We start from the raw sequence: 17,019 nt of genomic DNA, 5'->3' as shown, positions 1-17,019 counted from the left end.
CGCCAACTTCGCCCGGACACGGTTCACTTCATGTGCGTCCACCCCACCCAACATGCTCCCGAACACGGCCGACGGGAAGACCTAACGGAGTCCTACTAGGGGGTGTCCTGTCGCTCAGGCCGGCCGCCGGGACGCACCCCTGTGCCATGATCATCACCACGCGGCCCGGGGCCGATCGGTTCCCCGTGTCCTGGGGCAGGCATGGCTCACCCGCCCGCCAGCAGGGCTTCCCCGAGCGGAGTGAGCGCGTGCAGCACCCGGCTGCCGTCCCGCACGGTCGTGATCAGGCCCGCCGCCCGCAGCACCGTGGCGTGCTCGCTGGCCGTGGCCGGTGAGACCGCCGCCCGCTCGGCCAGGGCCGTGGTTCCCGCAGGCGTCGACAGCGAGGCCAGCACCTGCGCCCGAGTCCGCCCCAGGAGCCCACCCAGCACGTCGCCCGGCCGCACCGCGAGGTCGGTGACGGGCAGCGGCCTTACGAGCACCGTCGGCGCCGCGGGGTCGTACACCAGCAGGGCGCCCGCGGCGAAGTAGGAGGGCACCAGACGCAGCCCCCGGCCGCACAGTTCGACGGTGTGCGAGGAGGTGAACGGCACCAGCAGGTCGGGCGGCTCCCAGCGCCAGCCCGGCTGCAGCGTCGCGAGCAGCGCCTCGACACCGCCGCGCAGCAGGGTCTCCGAGCGCAGCGCGCGGTCGGCGGCGGCCGCGTTCAGCACGGCGGGCCACAGCGGAGCGACCGACGAGCGGTGATACCGCGTCAGATCCTCGGCCAGGCGGCGCCGCGCGGCGGGCGTGCCCTGGGCCAGGTCCCGCGTCAGGGACGAGGCGGTCTCGCCGGGCAGCTCGGCGAGACCGGCGGCCAGCGCGGGCGTCGGGGTCCGCGCCGCCAGCTCGGCCGCCGAGCCGACGTCCCGGGCGGCCGGCTGGTACAGGAAGTCCGGCAGTCCGCCGCTGGGCCGCACGAGCCGGGTGAGGACGCCCGCGCGGGCGGCCAGCCCCGGCGCGATGGTCCGCCGCCAGGTGGCGAGTTCACGCCGCCGGCCCGCCGGGCCCGTGCCCGGCGCGGCCAGGTGACGGATGCTCAGGGCCGTCTCCAGGAGGACGTCGGGGGCCGCGGCGACGGTGACGCGGGCGAGGTCGGCCGGGCCGAACCGTATCCGTAGCACGCCGGGCAGGCTACCGGAGCGGACCGGGTTTCGGCCCTGCCCGAAAGGAAGGGCGCGCACGGCCCGCGGACGGCGATCCTGCGGTGCGGATCCGGCGCCCCCGCCGGTGTCACGACCCCCTGGAGCCCAGATGTCCGTACCGCACCGGCTCGTCGCACCGGCGCTCGCGGCCGCCGCCCTGCTGATCGGCACCACGGCCGTGCCCGCCGCGGGCACCGGCCGCCCGCTGCCCGACCGCTACGTCGTCTCCCACACCCCGGGCACCCTGCCCGAGGGCATCGACGTCCGTCCCGACGGCACCCTGTACGTCTCCTCCGACGGCACCGGAGCCCTGTACCGGGGCCGGGTGACCTCGCCCCGGATGCGGCCCTTCCCGGCGGAGGGCGCCACCTCCCGCGGCAGCACCCGGGGCGTCCACACCGACCGCGCGGGCCGCGTCTTCTCCGTCGGCCGGGGCCGGCTCACCGTGCACGCGCCCGACGGGCGCCTCCTGCAGGCCGTGGACGCCCCCGACGGTCCCCTCGGCGCCCCCGACCTGAACGACCTCGTCGTCACCCGCGACGCCGTCTACGTCACCGACTGGGCCAATCCGGTCGTGCTGCGCGCCCCGCTGGAGCACGGCCGGGTCGGGCCGCTGGAGCCGTGGGCCGACGTGCGCGGCGCGTTCCCCGGTTTCCCCGACCGGTACTGGCTGCTCAACGGCATCGTCGCCGATCCGGCCGGGCGCACCCTCCTGGTCGCCTCCAACGGTACGGAGGCCGTCTGGCGCATCGACACCACCACCCGCGAGGTGAGCCGCCTCGACCTGGGGGAGGAGTCCTTCGGCGCGGACGGCATGGTGCTGCACGGCCGCACCCTGTACGCGGTGCTCAACTACGGCGCCCCGCACGGCGTGTACATCGCCCGGCTCGACGCGGACCTGCGCACCGGCACGGTCGTGCACCGTGTCACCGGTGCCTCGTTCGACCTGCCCACCACGCTGGCCCGCCGCGCGTGCCGGCTCTACGTCGTGAACAGCCAGAACGACGAACCGCCCGGCACCCCGCCCTACACGGTGACCGCCCTGGACGACCCGATGTGCGGAGCGGACGGCTGAGCCCCGGGGACGGCGTGCGGCGGGCCGCCCTCCACGGGGGAGCGGACGGGCCGCGCACGCCGTCGCCCCACCGGTACGGCCAAGGGTGTGCGCCGAGCGGCTGAACTCCGCGAGGCGGCCAGGACACGGCACGGACGGGCGGCAATGTCTCGCTCATGACGTCCGGGACCGGCACGGCCGAGGGTGCGACGAAGGGGCGGCTCGTCCTGTGGACGCTCGCCGCCGGACAGTTCCTCATGGCGCTCGACAGCTCCGTCATGAACGTCTCCATCGCGACGGTCGCCGACGACGTCGGCACGACGGTCACCGGCATCCAGGGCGCGATCACCGCCTACACGCTGGTGATGGCCACGCTCATGATCCCGGGCGGGAAGGTCGGCGCGGTCATCGGCCGCCGGCGCGCCTTCACCCTCGGCTGCGTCATCTACGGATGCGGTTCCCTCACCACCTCGCTGGCCCCGAACCTGCCCGTGCTGCTGCTCGGCTGGTCCTTCCTGGAGGGCGTCGGCGCGGCCCTCATCCTGCCCGCGATCGTCGCCCTGGTGGCGGGCAACTTCCCGGCGGAGCGGCGCCCCGCCGCCTACGGGCTCGTCGCCGCGGCCGGCGCGGTGGCGATCGCGCTGGGACCCCTGATCGGCGGATTCGCCACCACCTACCTGTCCTGGCGCTGGGTCTTCGCCGGGGAGGTGCTGGTGGTGGCCGTCATCCTGGCGACGGCCCGGCACATCCGCGACCCCCTGGGCACCGGACGGCCACGCCTCGACCTCATCGGCGCGGCCCTGTCCGCCCTCGGCCTCGGCACCTTCGTCTACGGCGTACTCCGCTCGGACGAGTGGGGCTGGTTCCGTCCCAAGCCCGGCGCCCCCGACTGGCTCGGCGTGTCGCTCGTCGTCTGGCTGATGCTGGCCGGCGTGCTGCTGGTCCGGGTGTTCCTGCACTGGGAGGAGCATCTGGTCGCACGGCACCGCGATCCGCTCCTCGACCCGGCTCTCCTGCGGGTCAGGCAGCTCACCGGCGGGCTCGTCATGTTCTTCTTCCAGTACCTCGTGCTGATGGGCGTGTTCTTCGTCGTCCCGCTCTACCTCTCGATCGCCCTCGGCCTGTCCGCGCTCCAGACCGGTGCGCGCCTGCTGCCGCTGTCGCTGACCCTGTTGGCGGCGGCCACCCTGATCCCCCGCCTCCTCCCCGACGTCTCACCCCGGCGGGTCGTCCGCCTCGGCATCCTCGCGCTGCTCGCCGGCGCGGTCGTCCTGATGGCCGCGCTGGACGCCGACGCCGGGGCGGAGATCGTGACCGTGCCGTTCCTGCTCATCGGGCTGGGCACGGGCGCGCTCGCCTCCCAGCTCGGCTCGGTCACCGTGTCGGCGGTGCCGGACGAGCAGAGTGCGGAGGTCGGCGGCATCCAGAACGCCGTCACCAACCTCGGCTCGTCCATCGGCACCGCGCTCGCCGGGTCCATCCTGATCGGCGTGCTCGCCTCGTCGTTCCTGACGAGCTTCGAGCGGAACCCCGCGGTGCCGGCCGAGGTCGGGGACCGGGCCGCCGTGCAACTGCAGAGCGGCGTGACCTTCCTGTCGGACGCTCAGCTCAGGTCCGCGCTCGACGAGGCGGGCGTGGACGAGGAGGTCGCCCGGGCGGCGCTCGAGGCCAATGCCGAGGCCCGGCTGGACGGTCTGCGCGCCGCCCTCGCCATCCTCGCCTTCGCCTGCGCCCTCGCGCTGTTCTTCACCCCGCGCATCCCGGCCACCCAGCCCCGCTCCGCGTAGCCGGACGGAAGAAGCCGGTGCAAGGGCGGTCCGGTCCCAATTGCGGGTCGGTGGTGCGGGCCCGCGCCCGGTGGGCGATACTGGCACGCTGGGTTTTCGTGCCCGGAGCGTCGTCATGTGTCCGGGGGTGGCGGCATCGGACGGCACGGCCGGGGGGCGGGCCGGACGGCGATCAGGCGTGGGGAGTGGACCGGCCGCGTATGGGTAGGCGCGGGCGGACGAGCGGGGAGCGCAGGCAGTGATGAGGGATCCAGAGCCCAGGGGTGGTCAGCACGGGGGCGCGGACGGGACGTCCGCGCTGCGCGCGAGCATCGCGCTGGACGGGGACGGCACGGCCATCGCGCACGCCCGCCACATGGCGGTCGCCTTCCTGACGCGGGCGCAGAGCGAGCACGGGGTGCGTCTGTCCCAGCGGGGCATGGACCTCACCCAGCTGGTCGTCAGCGAACTGGTCACCAACGCCCGCAAGTACGCGCCGGGCCCGGCCCGGATGGACCTGAGCATCGACGGCGACGTGGTGGAGGTCGCCGTGTGGGACTCCGATCCCGTGCTGCCGGTCGCCCGGGCCGCCGACGCGGGCCGGGTCGGACAGCACGGTCTGGAGATCGTGGTGGCCGTCTCCCAGGGCTTCTCGGCCCAGCGGGAAGAGGTCGGCAAGCGCATCACCGCCCGGATCGGCCTGGCGGACGAGACCCGGGCCGCCGGTGCCGACGCCAGGCCGGGCGGTCAGGGCAGAAGCTCGATATAGCCGTCCGTCCCGTGCACCCGGACGCGCTGCCCGTCGTGGATCAGTCCGGTGGCCCGCTCCACCCCGACCACGGCGGGCAGACCGTACTCCCGGGCGATCACCGCGCCATGGGTCATCAGACCCCCCACCTCCGTCACCAGGCCCGCGATCCCGACGAACAGCGGTGACCAGCTGGGGTCCGTGAACGGCGTGACCAGGATGTCGCCCGCCTCCAGGTCGGCCTGCGCCATGTCGAGGACCACCCGGGCCCGGCCCTCCACGGTCCCCGCGGACACCGCCAGACCGGCCAACGCCCCGGCCGGCACGTCGTCGCGCCGGTACGCCCCCGAGAGGGCCACCCCGTCCGAGGTGAGCACCCGGGGCGGGGTGAGCGCCTGGTACGACCGGAAGGCGTCCTTGCGACGCCGCACGACCCCCTCGTCCACACGGCGTGTACGGACGGACTCCTCGAACTCGTCGAACGTGAGGTGGTAGACGTCCTCCGGGTCGGCGAGGACACCCGCGCGCACCAGGGCGCCGGCCTCCCGCAGCAGGGCCTGCCGGTAGACGAAGGAGCGGCTGACGATGCCGTACTTCGGATACTCCCGGTAACCGATGAAGGTCCGGACCCGCTCGATCATCCGGCGCGTCTCGTCGGCCTTGCGCTCCCCGTCCGGCAGGGCCCGCAGCCGCTCCAGCACCTCACGCTCCTTCGCGAGCGCCTTGGGTGAACCGCTCCCACACGCGGTGCGCGCCCATCAGTTCCCGCACCTGCTCCAGCGTGGCCGAGCCGTCGGCTCCGACCACGACACCCGGCGCGTCGACGGGGATGCCGGCCGCCTCCAGGAGCGCCTCACCGCCCGCCCACGCGCCGATCGCCTTGCCGTGCCGGAACGCCTCGGTCAGCAGTTGCACCACGCGCGGGTCGGCTCCCCCATGGGGGCCCGAGGGCAGCGCCTTGGCGTCACGGGAACCGTAGGCGTCGTCGCCGGCGGTCGGCGCGCCCGCCACCAGCAGCGCGTCGAACTCGATGGACCGCGCGGTCACGAACGTCCGCTGCACGGTCACGGCGTCGTCGCCCGTGCCCAGCTTGCCACCGGCCGGGGCGACGACCAGCGGCACCATGTCGGCGCCGAGCACCGCCTCGCGCACCGACCGCACCCCGTCCAGGTCGCCGCCCTCGGCGGTGACGATGCCGACGAGGCGCCCGTCGGTCGGCCAGACCTGCCCGACCTGGGACAGCGCCGGACTCGGCTCGACGTCGGCGAGCGGCACGGTCGCCTCGGGCGCCGGCAGCCCCAGGCCCTCCGCGACGCGTGCGCACAGGCCGGGGTCGATGTTGGCGAGCGTCTGCAACGCCCGCTCCTTGATGGCCTGTTCGTAGCACTTGCCGAGCTCGAACGTGTAGGCGCCGATGATGTGCTCCTGCTCGACGGCGCTCATGCTGAGCCAGAACCGGCGCGGCTGACTGAAGTGGTCGGAGAACGACTCGGGCGCCTCGCGGACCTTCGTCGCCTCGGGCACCCGCACCGGCGTCTCGATGTAGGCGCCGTTGTCCGCGCCGGCCAGGAACGGGCAACCCCCGTCGAGGGAGTTGGGCCGGTACGGGGCGACACCGCGGTGCACGGCGTCCTGGTGGAAGCCGTCGCGCTGCATGTCGTTGACCGGCGCGTGCGGCCGGTTGATCGGGATCTGCGCGAAGTTTGGGCCGCCCAGCCGGGTGATCTGGGTGTCCAGGTACGAGAACAGGCGCCCGGCGAGCAGCGGGTCGTCGGTGATGTCGATACCGGGGACCAGGTGGCCGACGTGGAAGGCGACCTGCTCGGTCTCGGCGAAGAAGTTCGACGGGTTGCGGTTGAGCGTGAGCAGCCCGATCGGCTGCACGGGGGCCAGCTCCTCGGGCACGAGGTTCGTCGCGTCGAGCAGGTCGATGCCCTCGAACATCTGGTCGGGGGTGTCGGGGAAGGTCTGGATGCCCAGCTCCCACTCCGGGTAGGCGCCGGCCTCGATGGCGTCGGCGAGGTCGCGGCGGTGGAAGTCCGGGTCGACGCCGCCCGCGATCTGCGCCTCCTCCCACACCAGCGAGTGCACACCGAGCTTCGGCTTCCAGTGGAACTTGACCAGCGTCGTGGAACCGTCCTCGGCCACCAGCCGGAACGTGTGGACGCCGAAGCCCTCCATCGTGCGGTACGACCTCGGGATGCCCCGGTCGGACATGTTCCACAGCGTGTGGTGGGTGGCCTCGGTGTGCAGGGAGACGAAGTCCCAGAAGGTGTCGTGCGCGCTCTGCGCCTGCGGGATCTCCCGGTCCGGGTGCGGCTTGCCGGCGTGGATGACGTCCGGGAACTTGATCGCGTCCTGGATGAAGAACACCGGGATGTTGTTGCCGACGAGGTCGAAGACGCCCTCCTCGGTGTAGAACTTCGTCGCGAAGCCGCGTGTGTCCCGCACCGTGTCGGCGGAGCCGCGGGAGCCCAGGACGGTGGAGAAGCGCACGAACACCGGCGTCTCCACGCCCGGCGCCAGGAACGCCGCCTTCGTCACCGAGGACGCCGTGCCGTAGCTCTTGAAGACGCCGTGCGCCGCCGCGCCGCGCGCGTGCACGACCCGCTCCGGAATGCGCTCGTGGTCGAAGTGCATGACCTTCTCGCGCAGATGGTGGTCCTGAAGCAGGACCGGGCCGCGCGGGCCCGCCTTGAGCGAGTGGTCCGTGTCGTAACGGCGGACGCCCTGAGCGTCCGTCAGATAGGCGCCGGACTGCGCCATGCGGGCTCGCGCCGCCCCCGTCGCCTGGCCGGTGGGCGACATCGTGTCCGGGCCGCTCTGGTCGGGCTTCGGCGGCAGGGGCTCCTGCGGCTCGGTCGGCTCCGCGACCGTCGGGGACTGCGGGCCGGGCTTGCCCGGGATGCCGTCCTCCGGGCCCGCGCCGCCACCCTGGACGGCTTCCGCTACCTTGTCCGTCGCCCGCTTGAGGGGGTTGGGCTGGCTCATCGCTATCGTTCCTCTGCTTTCCGCCGGCCACGGCCCGCCTGCGAACCCGGCTGCCGTGAGATCCGCCGCCGAGTACCCGGCTGCGCCCGACATATCCCCCGCACCGGCAGACCCGCCCGCCCCGTGCGTCCCACTGGACGCACCCCCTGAGCAGGAATGTACGTCCGTACACTCCGCGGCATACGCTCGCCCGCATGCCGCCCGACCACCGCGCCGACGACCTCCGCACCCAGCTGGAGCGCGTGCTGGCCGGCGCCCCTCAGGGGCGCCGGCCTCTGTGCGTGAGCTTGTCGGTTGGTCAGATCCCGGGCGCGATGTCGCGCGGCTGCATGGGGTCTGACCAGCGGGTTTTCTAACCGTCGGCGATATGGCCGTCAGGTTGGCTTTCCGTCACGCGTTCGGGTGACGACGCACCGTCGTGGACGGATGCGCGGGCGAAGGCTGCGATGTCCGGCAAAGCCGGCTGGTAGCCGTGTGAGGTGTCCACGGTCAGGGTGGGGACGTCCAAGGAGACCGGGACGAAGGAGTCGAGAGAGTGTTCTCCGGCGGCGATGGAGTCGAGCAGGTCCTGGTCGCCGTGGGCGGCCCGGTGGGCGTTTTCCTTGGCGCGCCGGATGATGCGGTCGTGAGCAATGCCGGCGTCGGTGGTGCAGCGGATGACGCGGAGATGTGCGAGGCAGGTGAGCGGCTCGAGGTTCGGCCGCCACAGCCGGTCCTGGAAGGCCGCTTCGGCGACCGAGGTGACGCCGGCCTTCAGGAGGACCTTCAGTACCCCGAAGAAGGCGTCCAGGGTCGGGTGGTTGAGGGGATCGTCGCCGCCGCTCCGGTAGCCGGGGTGGGACATGACCATGCCCTGTTTGATCTCGTCGCGGATGATCGCGGGGCATCCGAGGACAGTGGCGAGCTCGTGGGCGAGCGTGGTCTTCCCTGTGCCGGGGCCGCCGCTCACGACGACCAGGGTCGGTGTGCTCATCGCGTCCTGGTCTCGTAAGTCGTCACGGCGGCCAGTATGTCGCCCACGAACCCGCTCCCGGATCCTGTTCACGCTACCGACGCGCGCTCGCGCGAGGGGCCGGCTCGACGCCTCGGGCGTGCCGCGACCCCACCCGGTCGACGCCGCGTGGGAGGAGTTCCACCGCGTGGCCGTGTACGGCTGACGGCTGACGGCTGACCCGGCCTGCGGCGAGGCGGCACCGGTCTGTCAGCCGTGATCGTCGAGCGATCCGTTCCTCATATCTTCCGATCAGCCGGTGTCGTTCCCGCGCAGGCCGCCTCCCGGCCCCCTCGGGCCGTCCTACGGTGCCGATCGCGGGCCCGGAACCGGCGCCCGCCAGAGCACCGACAAGGGGAGGCGCCGATGGCGAACGTGGAAGTGACGCTGAAGGAGATGACGGCGGGGATCGAGGGGGCGCTGGGCGCGGCGGTGGTCGACTACACCAGCGGCATGGCCCTCGGCACCCTGGGCGGGGGAAAGGATCTGGACCTGACCGTCGCCGCCGCGGGGAACACGGACGTCATCCGTGCCAAGGTGCGGACCATGGAGCACCTCGGCCTCGGGGGTGCGGTGGAGGACATCCTGATCACGCTGAACGACCAGTACCACGTCATCCGGCTGGTCGCCGGCCGCGGCGGCAACGGACTGTTCCTGTACCTCGTCCTGGACAAGGCCCGCTCCAACCTCGCCATGGCCCGCCACCAGCTCAAGCGGCTCGAGGAACAGCTCGAGGTCTGAGCCCGCGACCGCTCCGGGCCACCGTGCGCCCACGAGTTGAAGACTTCTTCAAGTCATCACATGGAGAGGGTCGCACTTCGTGAACGCCGGCCGCCCGGGCCCAGCAGGATGAGCGGGACCCCCATGGCGCGACCGGGCCCCCGGGCTCGTCGCGTCATGGGAAGACGCACCTACGGACCGGCAGGAAGAGCGTGATGCAAGTTCCCCTCTATCAAGCCAAGGCGGAGTTCTTCCGCATGCTCGGGCACCCGGCGCGCATCAGGGTGCTGGAACTGCTGCAGCACGGACCGGTCCAGGTCCGTGACCTGCTCGCGGACATCGAGATCGAGCCGTCCAGCCTCTCGCAGCAGCTGGCGGTCCTGCGGCGCGCGGGCATCGTGGTCTCCATCCGGGAGGGCTCGACCGTCAGCTACGCGCTCGCCGGCGGTGACGTGGCCGAACTGCTCCGGGCCGCCCGGCGCATCCTCACGGATCTGCTGGCCGGACGGAACGAGCTCCTCGCGGAGCTGCAGCAGTCCGGCGGCACCGCGCCGCCGGTGGCCGCGGCCGTCCGGCAGCCCGGCGGAGACGGCGCGCGCTGACGAGGGCCTCTGGACAAGGGGGCCGCGCGGTGCTGTCGTGGACATGACGGTGTTCCGGTGGTGCGGGGAACAGGAGCCGAACGTCATGCCGACACGTATGCGCCGTGCGACCGGCGCGCTGGTGGCCCTGGCGATCGCCGCTGCCGGCCTCGCGGCCCTGCCCGCCCCTGCGCACGCCGCCCCGGCACCGGTGTGCGCCCTGGCCTGCGACACCCTCGACCCCTCGAAGGCCCGGCAGGACACCTTCCCGGTCGCCGACCGCGTCATCAACGGGCGCCTGCTGCGGCTGCACGTCTCCGACCCGGACTCCATGGCCTGGGCGAGCATCGACCGGGCCGTCACGGGCGACGCCGTGTGGCTGGACCGCTCCTGGGACCGCGGCGCCACCTGGGAGCCCCTGCTCGGCAAGGCGACCGTGCCGGCGACCTGGACCGGTACGCGCACCCTCATGTACAACCTGACCGATCCGGTCGCCCACCGGCGCGGCTGGATCCGCGCCTGCGGCGACGCGGCGGCCGTCACCTGCACCGACTGGGCGTACCCGACCGTGTGCGACGGCGCCTCCTGCGACGGCGACGACCCCACCGGGGCGACCGGCGACGACCGGCCGGTGCCGGCGGCCACCCTGTCCGGGCGGACCATCGACCTGCACGTGGACCAGGCGCGCGGTACGGCCTGGGCCACGATCGCGCGGGGCGGCGCCGGCGACGAGGTCTGGCTGGACCGCTCCTGGGACGGCGGCGCGACGTGGCCCGAGGGCTCCTCCCTCGGCCGTACGGCCGTACCGGCGGGCGCGTCCGCCACGCGCACCGTCATGGTCGCCACCCGTGATCCGCGCGGCCTGCTGTACGGCGGCGCGGTGCGGGCCTGCGGGCGGGCGGCCGACCACCAGGAGGGCAGCTGCACGGCGTGGGCGCGGCCCGCCCCGACCCGGGCGCGGGCCGCGGCGGACGCGCTGATGGCGTCGTACCGGACCGACGAGGGCTGGTGGCGGAGCAGTTGGTGGAACTCGGCGGTCGCCCTCACCACGGTGGCCGAGTTCGCGCGCCGCACCGGCCGGCACGACTACGACTGGGCGATCGCCCGCACCTTCGAACAGAACAAGGGCGTCTTCCCGGCCGGCGCGCGCGGCTCCGACCCCGTCGAAGGGCACTTCATCAGCCGTGCGATCGACGACGCCGCCTGGTGGGCGGTGGCCTGGCTGACCGCGTACGACCTCACCCGTGAGCGGCGCTACCTGGACGAGGCCGTCACCATCACCTCCTATGTCCACGCCTACTGGGACCCGCGCACCTGCGGCGGCGGTGTGTGGTGGGACCGGGAGCGCACCTACAAGAACGCCGTCACCAACGGGCTGTACCTGTGGCTGACGACCGCCCTGCACCAGAGGCTGCCCGGCGACACCGTCTGGGGCGGCCGGTCCGCGGCGGCCGCGGACTGGTACCTGGGCAGCGGCCTGATCAACGCGGCCGGACTGGTCAACGACGGTCTGACGGCGGGCTGCGCCAACAACGGCCAGACCGTGTGGAGCTACAACCAGGGGCTGGCCATCGGCGCCTTCACCCAGCTGTGGCGCACCACCGGTGAGAGCCGGTACCTCGACATCGCCCGGCGCCTCGCCGACGCGGCCGTCTCCTCCCCGCTCCTGACCCGCGACGGCGTCCTGACCGAGTCCTGCGACATCGGCCCCGCGTCCTGCGACGACAACCAGAAGCAGTTCAAGGGGATCTTCGTCCGCCAGCTGGCCGACCTCGCCGACGCCACCGGCTCGGCCGCCTACCGCGCCTACCTCGCCCGCCAGGCCGACTCCGTCTGGGACCGGGACCGGGACTCCCTCAACCGGCTGGGCCAGCGCTGGGCCGGCACCGCCCCCAACCCGGCGGACTGGCGGACCCAGGCCAGCGCCCTGGAGGCCCTCACCGCGGTGGAGCCCAGAGGGTGAAACGGTCGTGAGGGGCCGGCTCGCCGAGGAACGCGCGGCCGAGGAGACGCCGGCCGCCGCCCTCGACCCGCAGGGGAGTCCGGCGCGGCGAACTTGGCCGCCGGCCCGGTGGCCGCACTCGTGGACCGCACCGGGGAACACGGTCCCGCAAGAGGAGGGGCGAGGGCGGCTGGCACCCCCTAGGGACGCGCGGTGTGGGTGATCCGCTTGCGGGCGGGTCGCCCGCCGTCCTGGTGGCGCAGCCGCACCTCGACGTACCCGTCGATGATCCGGGTCTCGAAGGAGGGCTGCGGGGCGGTGGCGGGACCGCTCACATTCCAGCCGTCCGAGAGCCGGAACACACTGCCGTGCCAGGGGCACCGCACACAACCGTCGGCGACCGTGCCCTCGGCCAGCGGCCCGGCGAGATGGCTGCACCGCTCGGCCAGCGCGTGGACCTGCCCGCCGGGCTCCCGCACGACGAGCACCGGCACGTCGTCGACGCTGCGCCGGACCGGCTCCCCGGCCGGGAAGTCGGCGACGGCCCCTACCCGGTGCCAGCCCTCGGTGACGACGTGCGGCACCTCCTCCGCGTGGTTGGCGCCGGACGCCTGCCGGTAGGCCAGATGGCCGCCCAGCATGCCCCCGACCCCGACCGCCGTCAGGCCGAGGAAGCCGTAGGCCCGGCCCGCCGCCTCGCGCCCCCGGACACGGCAGCCCAACGAGGTGGCGTACAGGCCGACGGCGGCGATGTTGGAGAGGGCGTGGGCCAGCCCCACGCGCTGCTGCTGCCGGTGCAGCTCGGCCCAGTCGACCCAGCCGGCGAGAGCTGCGGGCGCCGCGGCCACCAGCCCGAGCCCGACCAGCAGCCGGGACTCGCGCGAGCGGCCGGGGCGCAGGTCCAGGACCGCCGCCGACATCCAGCTGCCGATGGGCACCTGCACCATCAGCGGATGCAGCGGATGCCCCAGCCACCGGCCGTGCAGCACATCCCGGCCGCGCCCCAGGGGCAGGGCCCGCACCCCCGAGCGCAGCACCTCGATGACTTTGTCGGCCGCGGGCTCGCGCTCCAGGCGGTCCAGCAACGACACGACGCGGTTCCGTCCCGGTGGACGGCGTGGCGATTCGCTCATGCCGGCCCGGGTCCCCACCCGCGCGACGAGGCAAACGGGCGGTCGACCGTCCCCCGCGCGGCCGTCGGGCGGACCATGGGCTCAGAAGTGGCGCGCTGACCGCGACGACGGGTGATCATGATGTGGGTCGTGTACCGCGTGCCGGACCGCCGGGAGGACGGACGGCGCGCGGCGGTCCCGGCGCGTCCCCTGGCCGTCGTACGTCCCTTGCCGCATCGTGAACGGGTCGCCGACCTGTGGGAACGCCGTCATCGGCGGGGTGCGGACAGCGGTACGCGGGTGGGACGGGAAGAGGGGCGAGTGTGATGGGCCGAGCGAATCAGCGTCCGGCGCAGCCGGGTTTTCCGCAGGAGGCCGCCTCCGGCGCCAGCGGACTCATGGACCTGCTCGGCGTCGCCGCGGTGCTGCTCGAGGCCGACGGCCGGATCGACATGTGGAGCCCCCAGGCCGAGGCGCTGTTCGGTTACAGCAGGGCGGAGGCGGTCGGACAGTTCGCGGCCCCGCTGCTCATCGACCCGGAGCACCGCGCCGAGGCCCTCAGGCTGTTCGCCACGGTCATGGAGAGCGGTGAGGACTGGGCGGGCGTCTTTCCCGTCCGGCACAAGGACGGCGGCATCCGCCTGGTGGAGTTCCGCAACATGCGGCTGACGGACAGCCTCGGCGACCACTACGCGCTGGGACTCGCCACGGACCGGGCGACTCTGCGCCACGTGGAGCGCAAGGTCGCCCTGTCCAGCCAGCTCGTCACCCAGGCACCCATCGGGCTCGCGGTTCTCGACACCGAACTGCGCTACGTGGCCGTCAATCCCGCCCTGGCGGCGATGCACGGCGTCCTCGAGGCAGACCACATGGGCCGCGCCTACCGCGAGATCCTGCCCGGCGAGCCGTTCGCGGCCGCCGAGGCGCAGATGCGCGAGGTCCTGGAGACCGGCCGGCCCGTGGTCGACCGCCAGGTGGTCGGACGCACCCGGGCCCACCCGGACAGCGACCACGCCTGGGCCGTCTCCCTGTACCGCCTGGAGGACCACGCCGGGCAGGTCCTGGGCATCGCCAACGTCATCGTCGACGTCACCGACCGCTACGAGTCGGCGCGGGCGGCCGAGCGGGCGCAGCAGCGCCTGCGCATGATGGCCGAGGGCACGGCCCGAATCGGCACCACCCTGGAGGTCGAGCGGACCGCGCAGGAACTCGCCGACGTCCTCGTCCCCGGCCTCGCCGACATGATCGCCGTCGACATCGTCGACTCCCTGCTCCAGTCGGGACGCCCCGACACCGGCGACGGGCTCCCGCTGTTCCGCGCCCTGGCGGTCAAGACCGCCTATCCGACCGACGCCTCCGAGGCGATCATCCAGCCCGGCCACCTCACGACCTACCACGCCGACCATCCGGCCGCGCGCTGCTTCCGCACCCGGGAACCCCAGCTGATCGCCCACCTGGACGGAGCCGACCTCATCCGGGTCGCGGCCGACGACGAGGCCGCGCGGGTGCTCGCCCAGGCCGGTGTGCACACCGACATCGCGGTTCCGCTGATCGCCCGCGACGAGGTCATCGGCGTCATGGGCCTGACCCGGGCCCGCAACCCCCGGCCCTTCGACGACGACGACCTCACCCTCGCCTGCGAGCTGGCCTCGGCCGCCGCGCTCAGCATCGACAACGCGATCCTGCACCAGCACATCCGCAGCGCCGCCGAGACCCTCCAGCGCAGCCTGCTGCCGCAGCTCTCACCGCGCCACCCCGGCCTGGAGATCGCCGCCCGCTACCGGCCCGCGCAGGCGTTCAGCGAGGTCGGCGGCGACTGGTACGACATCATCCCCCTCGACGGCGACCGTACGGCCCTCGCCGTCGGCGACGTGATGGGCAGCGGCATCCCGGCCGCCACCGCCATGGGCCGGCTGCGCACCGCGACGTCCACGCTGGCGGACCTCGACCTCGACCCGGCCCGCATCCTCACCCACCTCGACAGGATCACCCAGGACCTGGACCCCTTCTTCGCCACCTGCGTGTACGCCGTGTACGACCCGTATCTGCACCTCCTGCACATCGCGTCCGCCGGGCATCTGCCGCCCGTGCTGGTGCCGGACGGGGGCCCGCCGAGACTTCTCGACCTGCCCTCGGGCACCCCGCTCGGGGTGGGCGGGGGCTCCTTCGAGACCACCACCGTCGCCCTCGAGCCCGGCGACCAGCTCGTGCTCTACACCGACGGGCTGGTCGAGACCCGCGACGATCCCATCGACGAGCGGCTGGCCCATCTGCAGCGCCTGCTGGAGGGCCCGCCCCGCAGCCCGGAGGACCGGTGCGACCGGCTCCTGCGCTCGCTCCGCAAGCCCTCCGACCACGACGACGTGGCCCTCCTCATCGCCCAGGCCACCCGCTGAAGGCGGCGTGACGGGCCCACCGCTCACTCGTCGACGGCGGTCCCGAACCGCGCGTCGGCGGGCGGCGCCGCCAGGGAACGCGGACCGTACGACCACGACCCCCGCGTGACCGGCCCGGCGGCCGACCCGGGGACGTGCCAGGCCGCCCCGTCGGCGCTGTTCTCGCCGGGCGCCGTGGCCAGCAGTCCGGCGCGGCCGTCACGGTCGGTGTCCGCGAACCGGACCTGCGCGCCGAAGCGGTCGCCCTTCTCCACCGTTCCGGGCACGTGCGCGGTGTTCTGGGTGAAGGAGACCGCACCGGTCGCGGTCAGCCCGCGGGCCGAGCCGCGCAGGACCACGACCGTGCCCGCGTCCCGTACGGTGCCGACGTCCTCGCCGGGCACCCCGACGGCGAGGTCCGCGAAGCCGTCCCCGTCGGCGTCGCCCAGCGACACGTCGTAGCCGAAGGCGTCGCCGAGTTCGGCGGTGCCCGGCACCCCGGGCGTGTACTGGGCCCACACCTGGTCGGGCGTGCCGTACAGGTCGGCGTCGGCGAAGCCCTGCGGACCGCCCAGGTACACGAGGACGGTGCCGCCGGTGAGCGGCTCGTACTCGTCCTCCAGCCGGTCCGGCCGCCCCGCGACCAGGTCGTCGTACCCGTCGTGGTCGATGTCCCCGGAGGCCGTCGCCGGGCCGCCGGGCAGGTCGCGGACGTAGGTGGGGCCGCCGGCCCCGCCGCGGTAGACGGCCGAGCGTCCCGTGCCGTCCTCCTCCAGGCTGCGGCCGGCGACGATCAGGTCGGCGTAGCCGTCGTCGTCGTAGTCGCCGGTGGTCAGCGACGCCGGCTGGATCCTCTCGTCGCCCGGCGCGCCGACCGTGTCGAGGCGGCCCGCCGGGCGCAGCGCGCCGGCGGCGTGGGTGAACAGGTGCGCGCCCTGCCGGTCGGCGACGGCGAGCATGTCGCCGGGTGTGGCGCCGCTCAGCCGCGCGGCGGCCACCGCGAGCCCGAACCCGGCGTCCGCACGGGGCGTGGCCGCCCCGAAGGCGACGCCGCCCGACGCCCTGAGCCCGGTGCGCGAGCCGAACAGGACGGTCGCCCGGCCCGCGTCCTTGACATCGCCGACGTCCTCGCCGGGTGCGGTCACGATCGCGTCGTCGTAGCCGTCGGCGTTCAGGTCCCTGCCGGCCACGGCCGCGCCGAAGCCGTCACCGGACTCGGCGCCGCCGGGCACACCGGGTGTGTTCTGCCCGAAGACCGCGGTGCGTGCCTCGCGTGCTCCGCCGGCCGTGCCGATGCCACGCGGCCCGCCGTACTGGACGGTGACGTAGCCGGCGTTCCCGCAGCCGCCGTCGGTCCCGGTCGGCGCCCCGATGAGGACGTCGGCGTACCCGTCGCCGTCGAAGTCGCTGCCGCGGTCGACGGCGCGCGTCCCGCCGGGCGTGCCCGCGTGTGCGCCCGGCGCCGCGGTGATCACCGCGCCCGTCAGGAGCAGGAAGGAGGCGGCGGCGACGGCCGCCGGGTTCCTGTGCGTCATGGTGTCTTCCCCTGGACTCG

Annotated in this window: 12 protein-coding genes and 1 pseudogene; 7 read left to right on the top strand and 6 right to left on the bottom strand. The window is 73.9% G+C overall.

The annotated features are described in order from the left end of the window. Positions 1-206: 206 nt before the first annotated feature. Positions 207-1,163: a winged helix-turn-helix domain-containing protein gene (locus tag ACFRAC_RS32765; protein ID WP_382937209.1), complete on the bottom strand. Its 957-nt coding sequence runs from the start codon at positions 1,161-1,163 to the stop codon at positions 207-209. A 130-nt stretch (positions 1,164-1,293) separates the two neighbouring features. Here ACFRAC_RS32765 and ACFRAC_RS32760 point away from each other — a divergent pair, with 130 nt between their 5' ends. The 3 genes from ACFRAC_RS32760 to ACFRAC_RS32750 all read left to right on the top strand — a co-directional run bounded on the left by ACFRAC_RS32760 (position 1,294) and on the right by ACFRAC_RS32750 (position 4,773). After that, positions 1,294-2,259, top strand: a complete 966-nt coding sequence (locus tag ACFRAC_RS32760) for a hypothetical protein (RefSeq protein ID WP_382937204.1) — start codon at positions 1,294-1,296, stop codon at positions 2,257-2,259. 155 nt (positions 2,260-2,414) lie between these two features. Beyond that, positions 2,415-4,025, top strand: a complete 1,611-nt coding sequence (locus ACFRAC_RS32755; protein WP_382937201.1) for an MFS transporter — start codon at positions 2,415-2,417, stop codon at positions 4,023-4,025. Between the two features lie 241 nt (positions 4,026-4,266). Then, on the top strand, positions 4,267-4,773 hold the full coding sequence (locus ACFRAC_RS32750; RefSeq protein ID WP_382937198.1) for an ATP-binding protein: 507 nt from the start codon (positions 4,267-4,269) through the stop codon (positions 4,771-4,773). Here ACFRAC_RS32750 and ACFRAC_RS32745 read toward each other — a convergent pair. The 3 genes and pseudogenes from ACFRAC_RS32745 to ACFRAC_RS32735 form a co-directional block, all read right to left on the bottom strand. After that, positions 4,752-5,486, bottom strand: a pseudogene (locus tag ACFRAC_RS32745) (PEP-utilizing enzyme); the annotation flags it as partial. The gene ACFRAC_RS32750 and the pseudogene ACFRAC_RS32745 overlap by 22 nt on opposite strands. Then, positions 5,455-7,743 (bottom strand): catalase, encoded by a 2,289-nt coding sequence (locus ACFRAC_RS32740; protein WP_382937195.1) that lies wholly within the window; start codon positions 7,741-7,743, stop codon positions 5,455-5,457. The gene ACFRAC_RS32740 and the pseudogene ACFRAC_RS32745, both read right to left, overlap by 32 nt. Before the next feature lie 352 nt (positions 7,744-8,095). Continuing rightward, positions 8,096-8,716, bottom strand: a complete 621-nt coding sequence (locus tag ACFRAC_RS32735) for an AAA family ATPase (protein WP_382937193.1) — start codon at positions 8,714-8,716, stop codon at positions 8,096-8,098. Between the two features lie 384 nt (positions 8,717-9,100). On the opposite strand from ACFRAC_RS32735, the gene ACFRAC_RS32730 reads away from it, so the two are divergent. The 3 genes from ACFRAC_RS32730 (at position 9,101) to ACFRAC_RS32720 (ending at position 11,998) form a co-directional block, all read left to right on the top strand. Then, entirely contained in the window at positions 9,101-9,475 is a 375-nt protein-coding gene (locus ACFRAC_RS32730; protein ID WP_361349261.1) for a hypothetical protein, read from the top strand. 194 nt (positions 9,476-9,669) lie between these two features. After that, the gene (locus ACFRAC_RS32725) at positions 9,670-10,056 is read left to right on the top strand and encodes an ArsR/SmtB family transcription factor (RefSeq protein WP_382937188.1); all 387 of its coding nucleotides are present in this window, start codon (positions 9,670-9,672) and stop codon (positions 10,054-10,056) included. 85 nt (positions 10,057-10,141) lie between these two features. Then, positions 10,142-11,998 carry a glycoside hydrolase family 76 protein gene (locus ACFRAC_RS32720; RefSeq protein WP_382937185.1) on the top strand — a complete coding sequence of 619 codons (1,857 nt, stop codon included), beginning with the start codon at positions 10,142-10,144 and terminating at the stop codon, positions 11,996-11,998. Positions 11,999-12,177: 179 nt separating this feature from the next. On the opposite strand, the gene ACFRAC_RS32715 is transcribed toward ACFRAC_RS32720, so the two are convergent. Continuing rightward, the gene (locus ACFRAC_RS32715; protein WP_382937179.1) at positions 12,178-13,110 is read right to left on the bottom strand and encodes a Rieske 2Fe-2S domain-containing protein; all 933 of its coding nucleotides are present in this window, start codon (positions 13,108-13,110) and stop codon (positions 12,178-12,180) included. Between the two features lie 305 nt (positions 13,111-13,415). Here ACFRAC_RS32715 and ACFRAC_RS32710 point away from each other — a divergent pair, with 305 nt between their 5' ends. Continuing rightward, a complete protein-coding gene (locus ACFRAC_RS32710) occupies positions 13,416-15,485 on the top strand; it encodes a SpoIIE family protein phosphatase (RefSeq protein WP_382937175.1) in 2,070 nt (689 codons plus the stop codon). A 23-nt stretch (positions 15,486-15,508) separates the two neighbouring features. Here the strand turns inward: ACFRAC_RS32710 and ACFRAC_RS32705 are convergent, their stop codons facing one another. Beyond that, positions 15,509-16,999, bottom strand: a complete 1,491-nt coding sequence (locus ACFRAC_RS32705) for an esterase (RefSeq protein ID WP_382937173.1) — start codon at positions 16,997-16,999, stop codon at positions 15,509-15,511. Positions 17,000-17,019: the final 20 nt, after the last annotated feature.

Source organism: Streptomyces sp. NPDC056628 (assembly GCF_042792555.1).
Taxonomy (GTDB): domain Bacteria; phylum Actinomycetota; class Actinomycetes; order Streptomycetales; family Streptomycetaceae; genus Streptomyces.
Note: the sequence above shows the minus strand (reverse complement) of the source record. Positions and strands in the feature narration are given on the sequence as shown.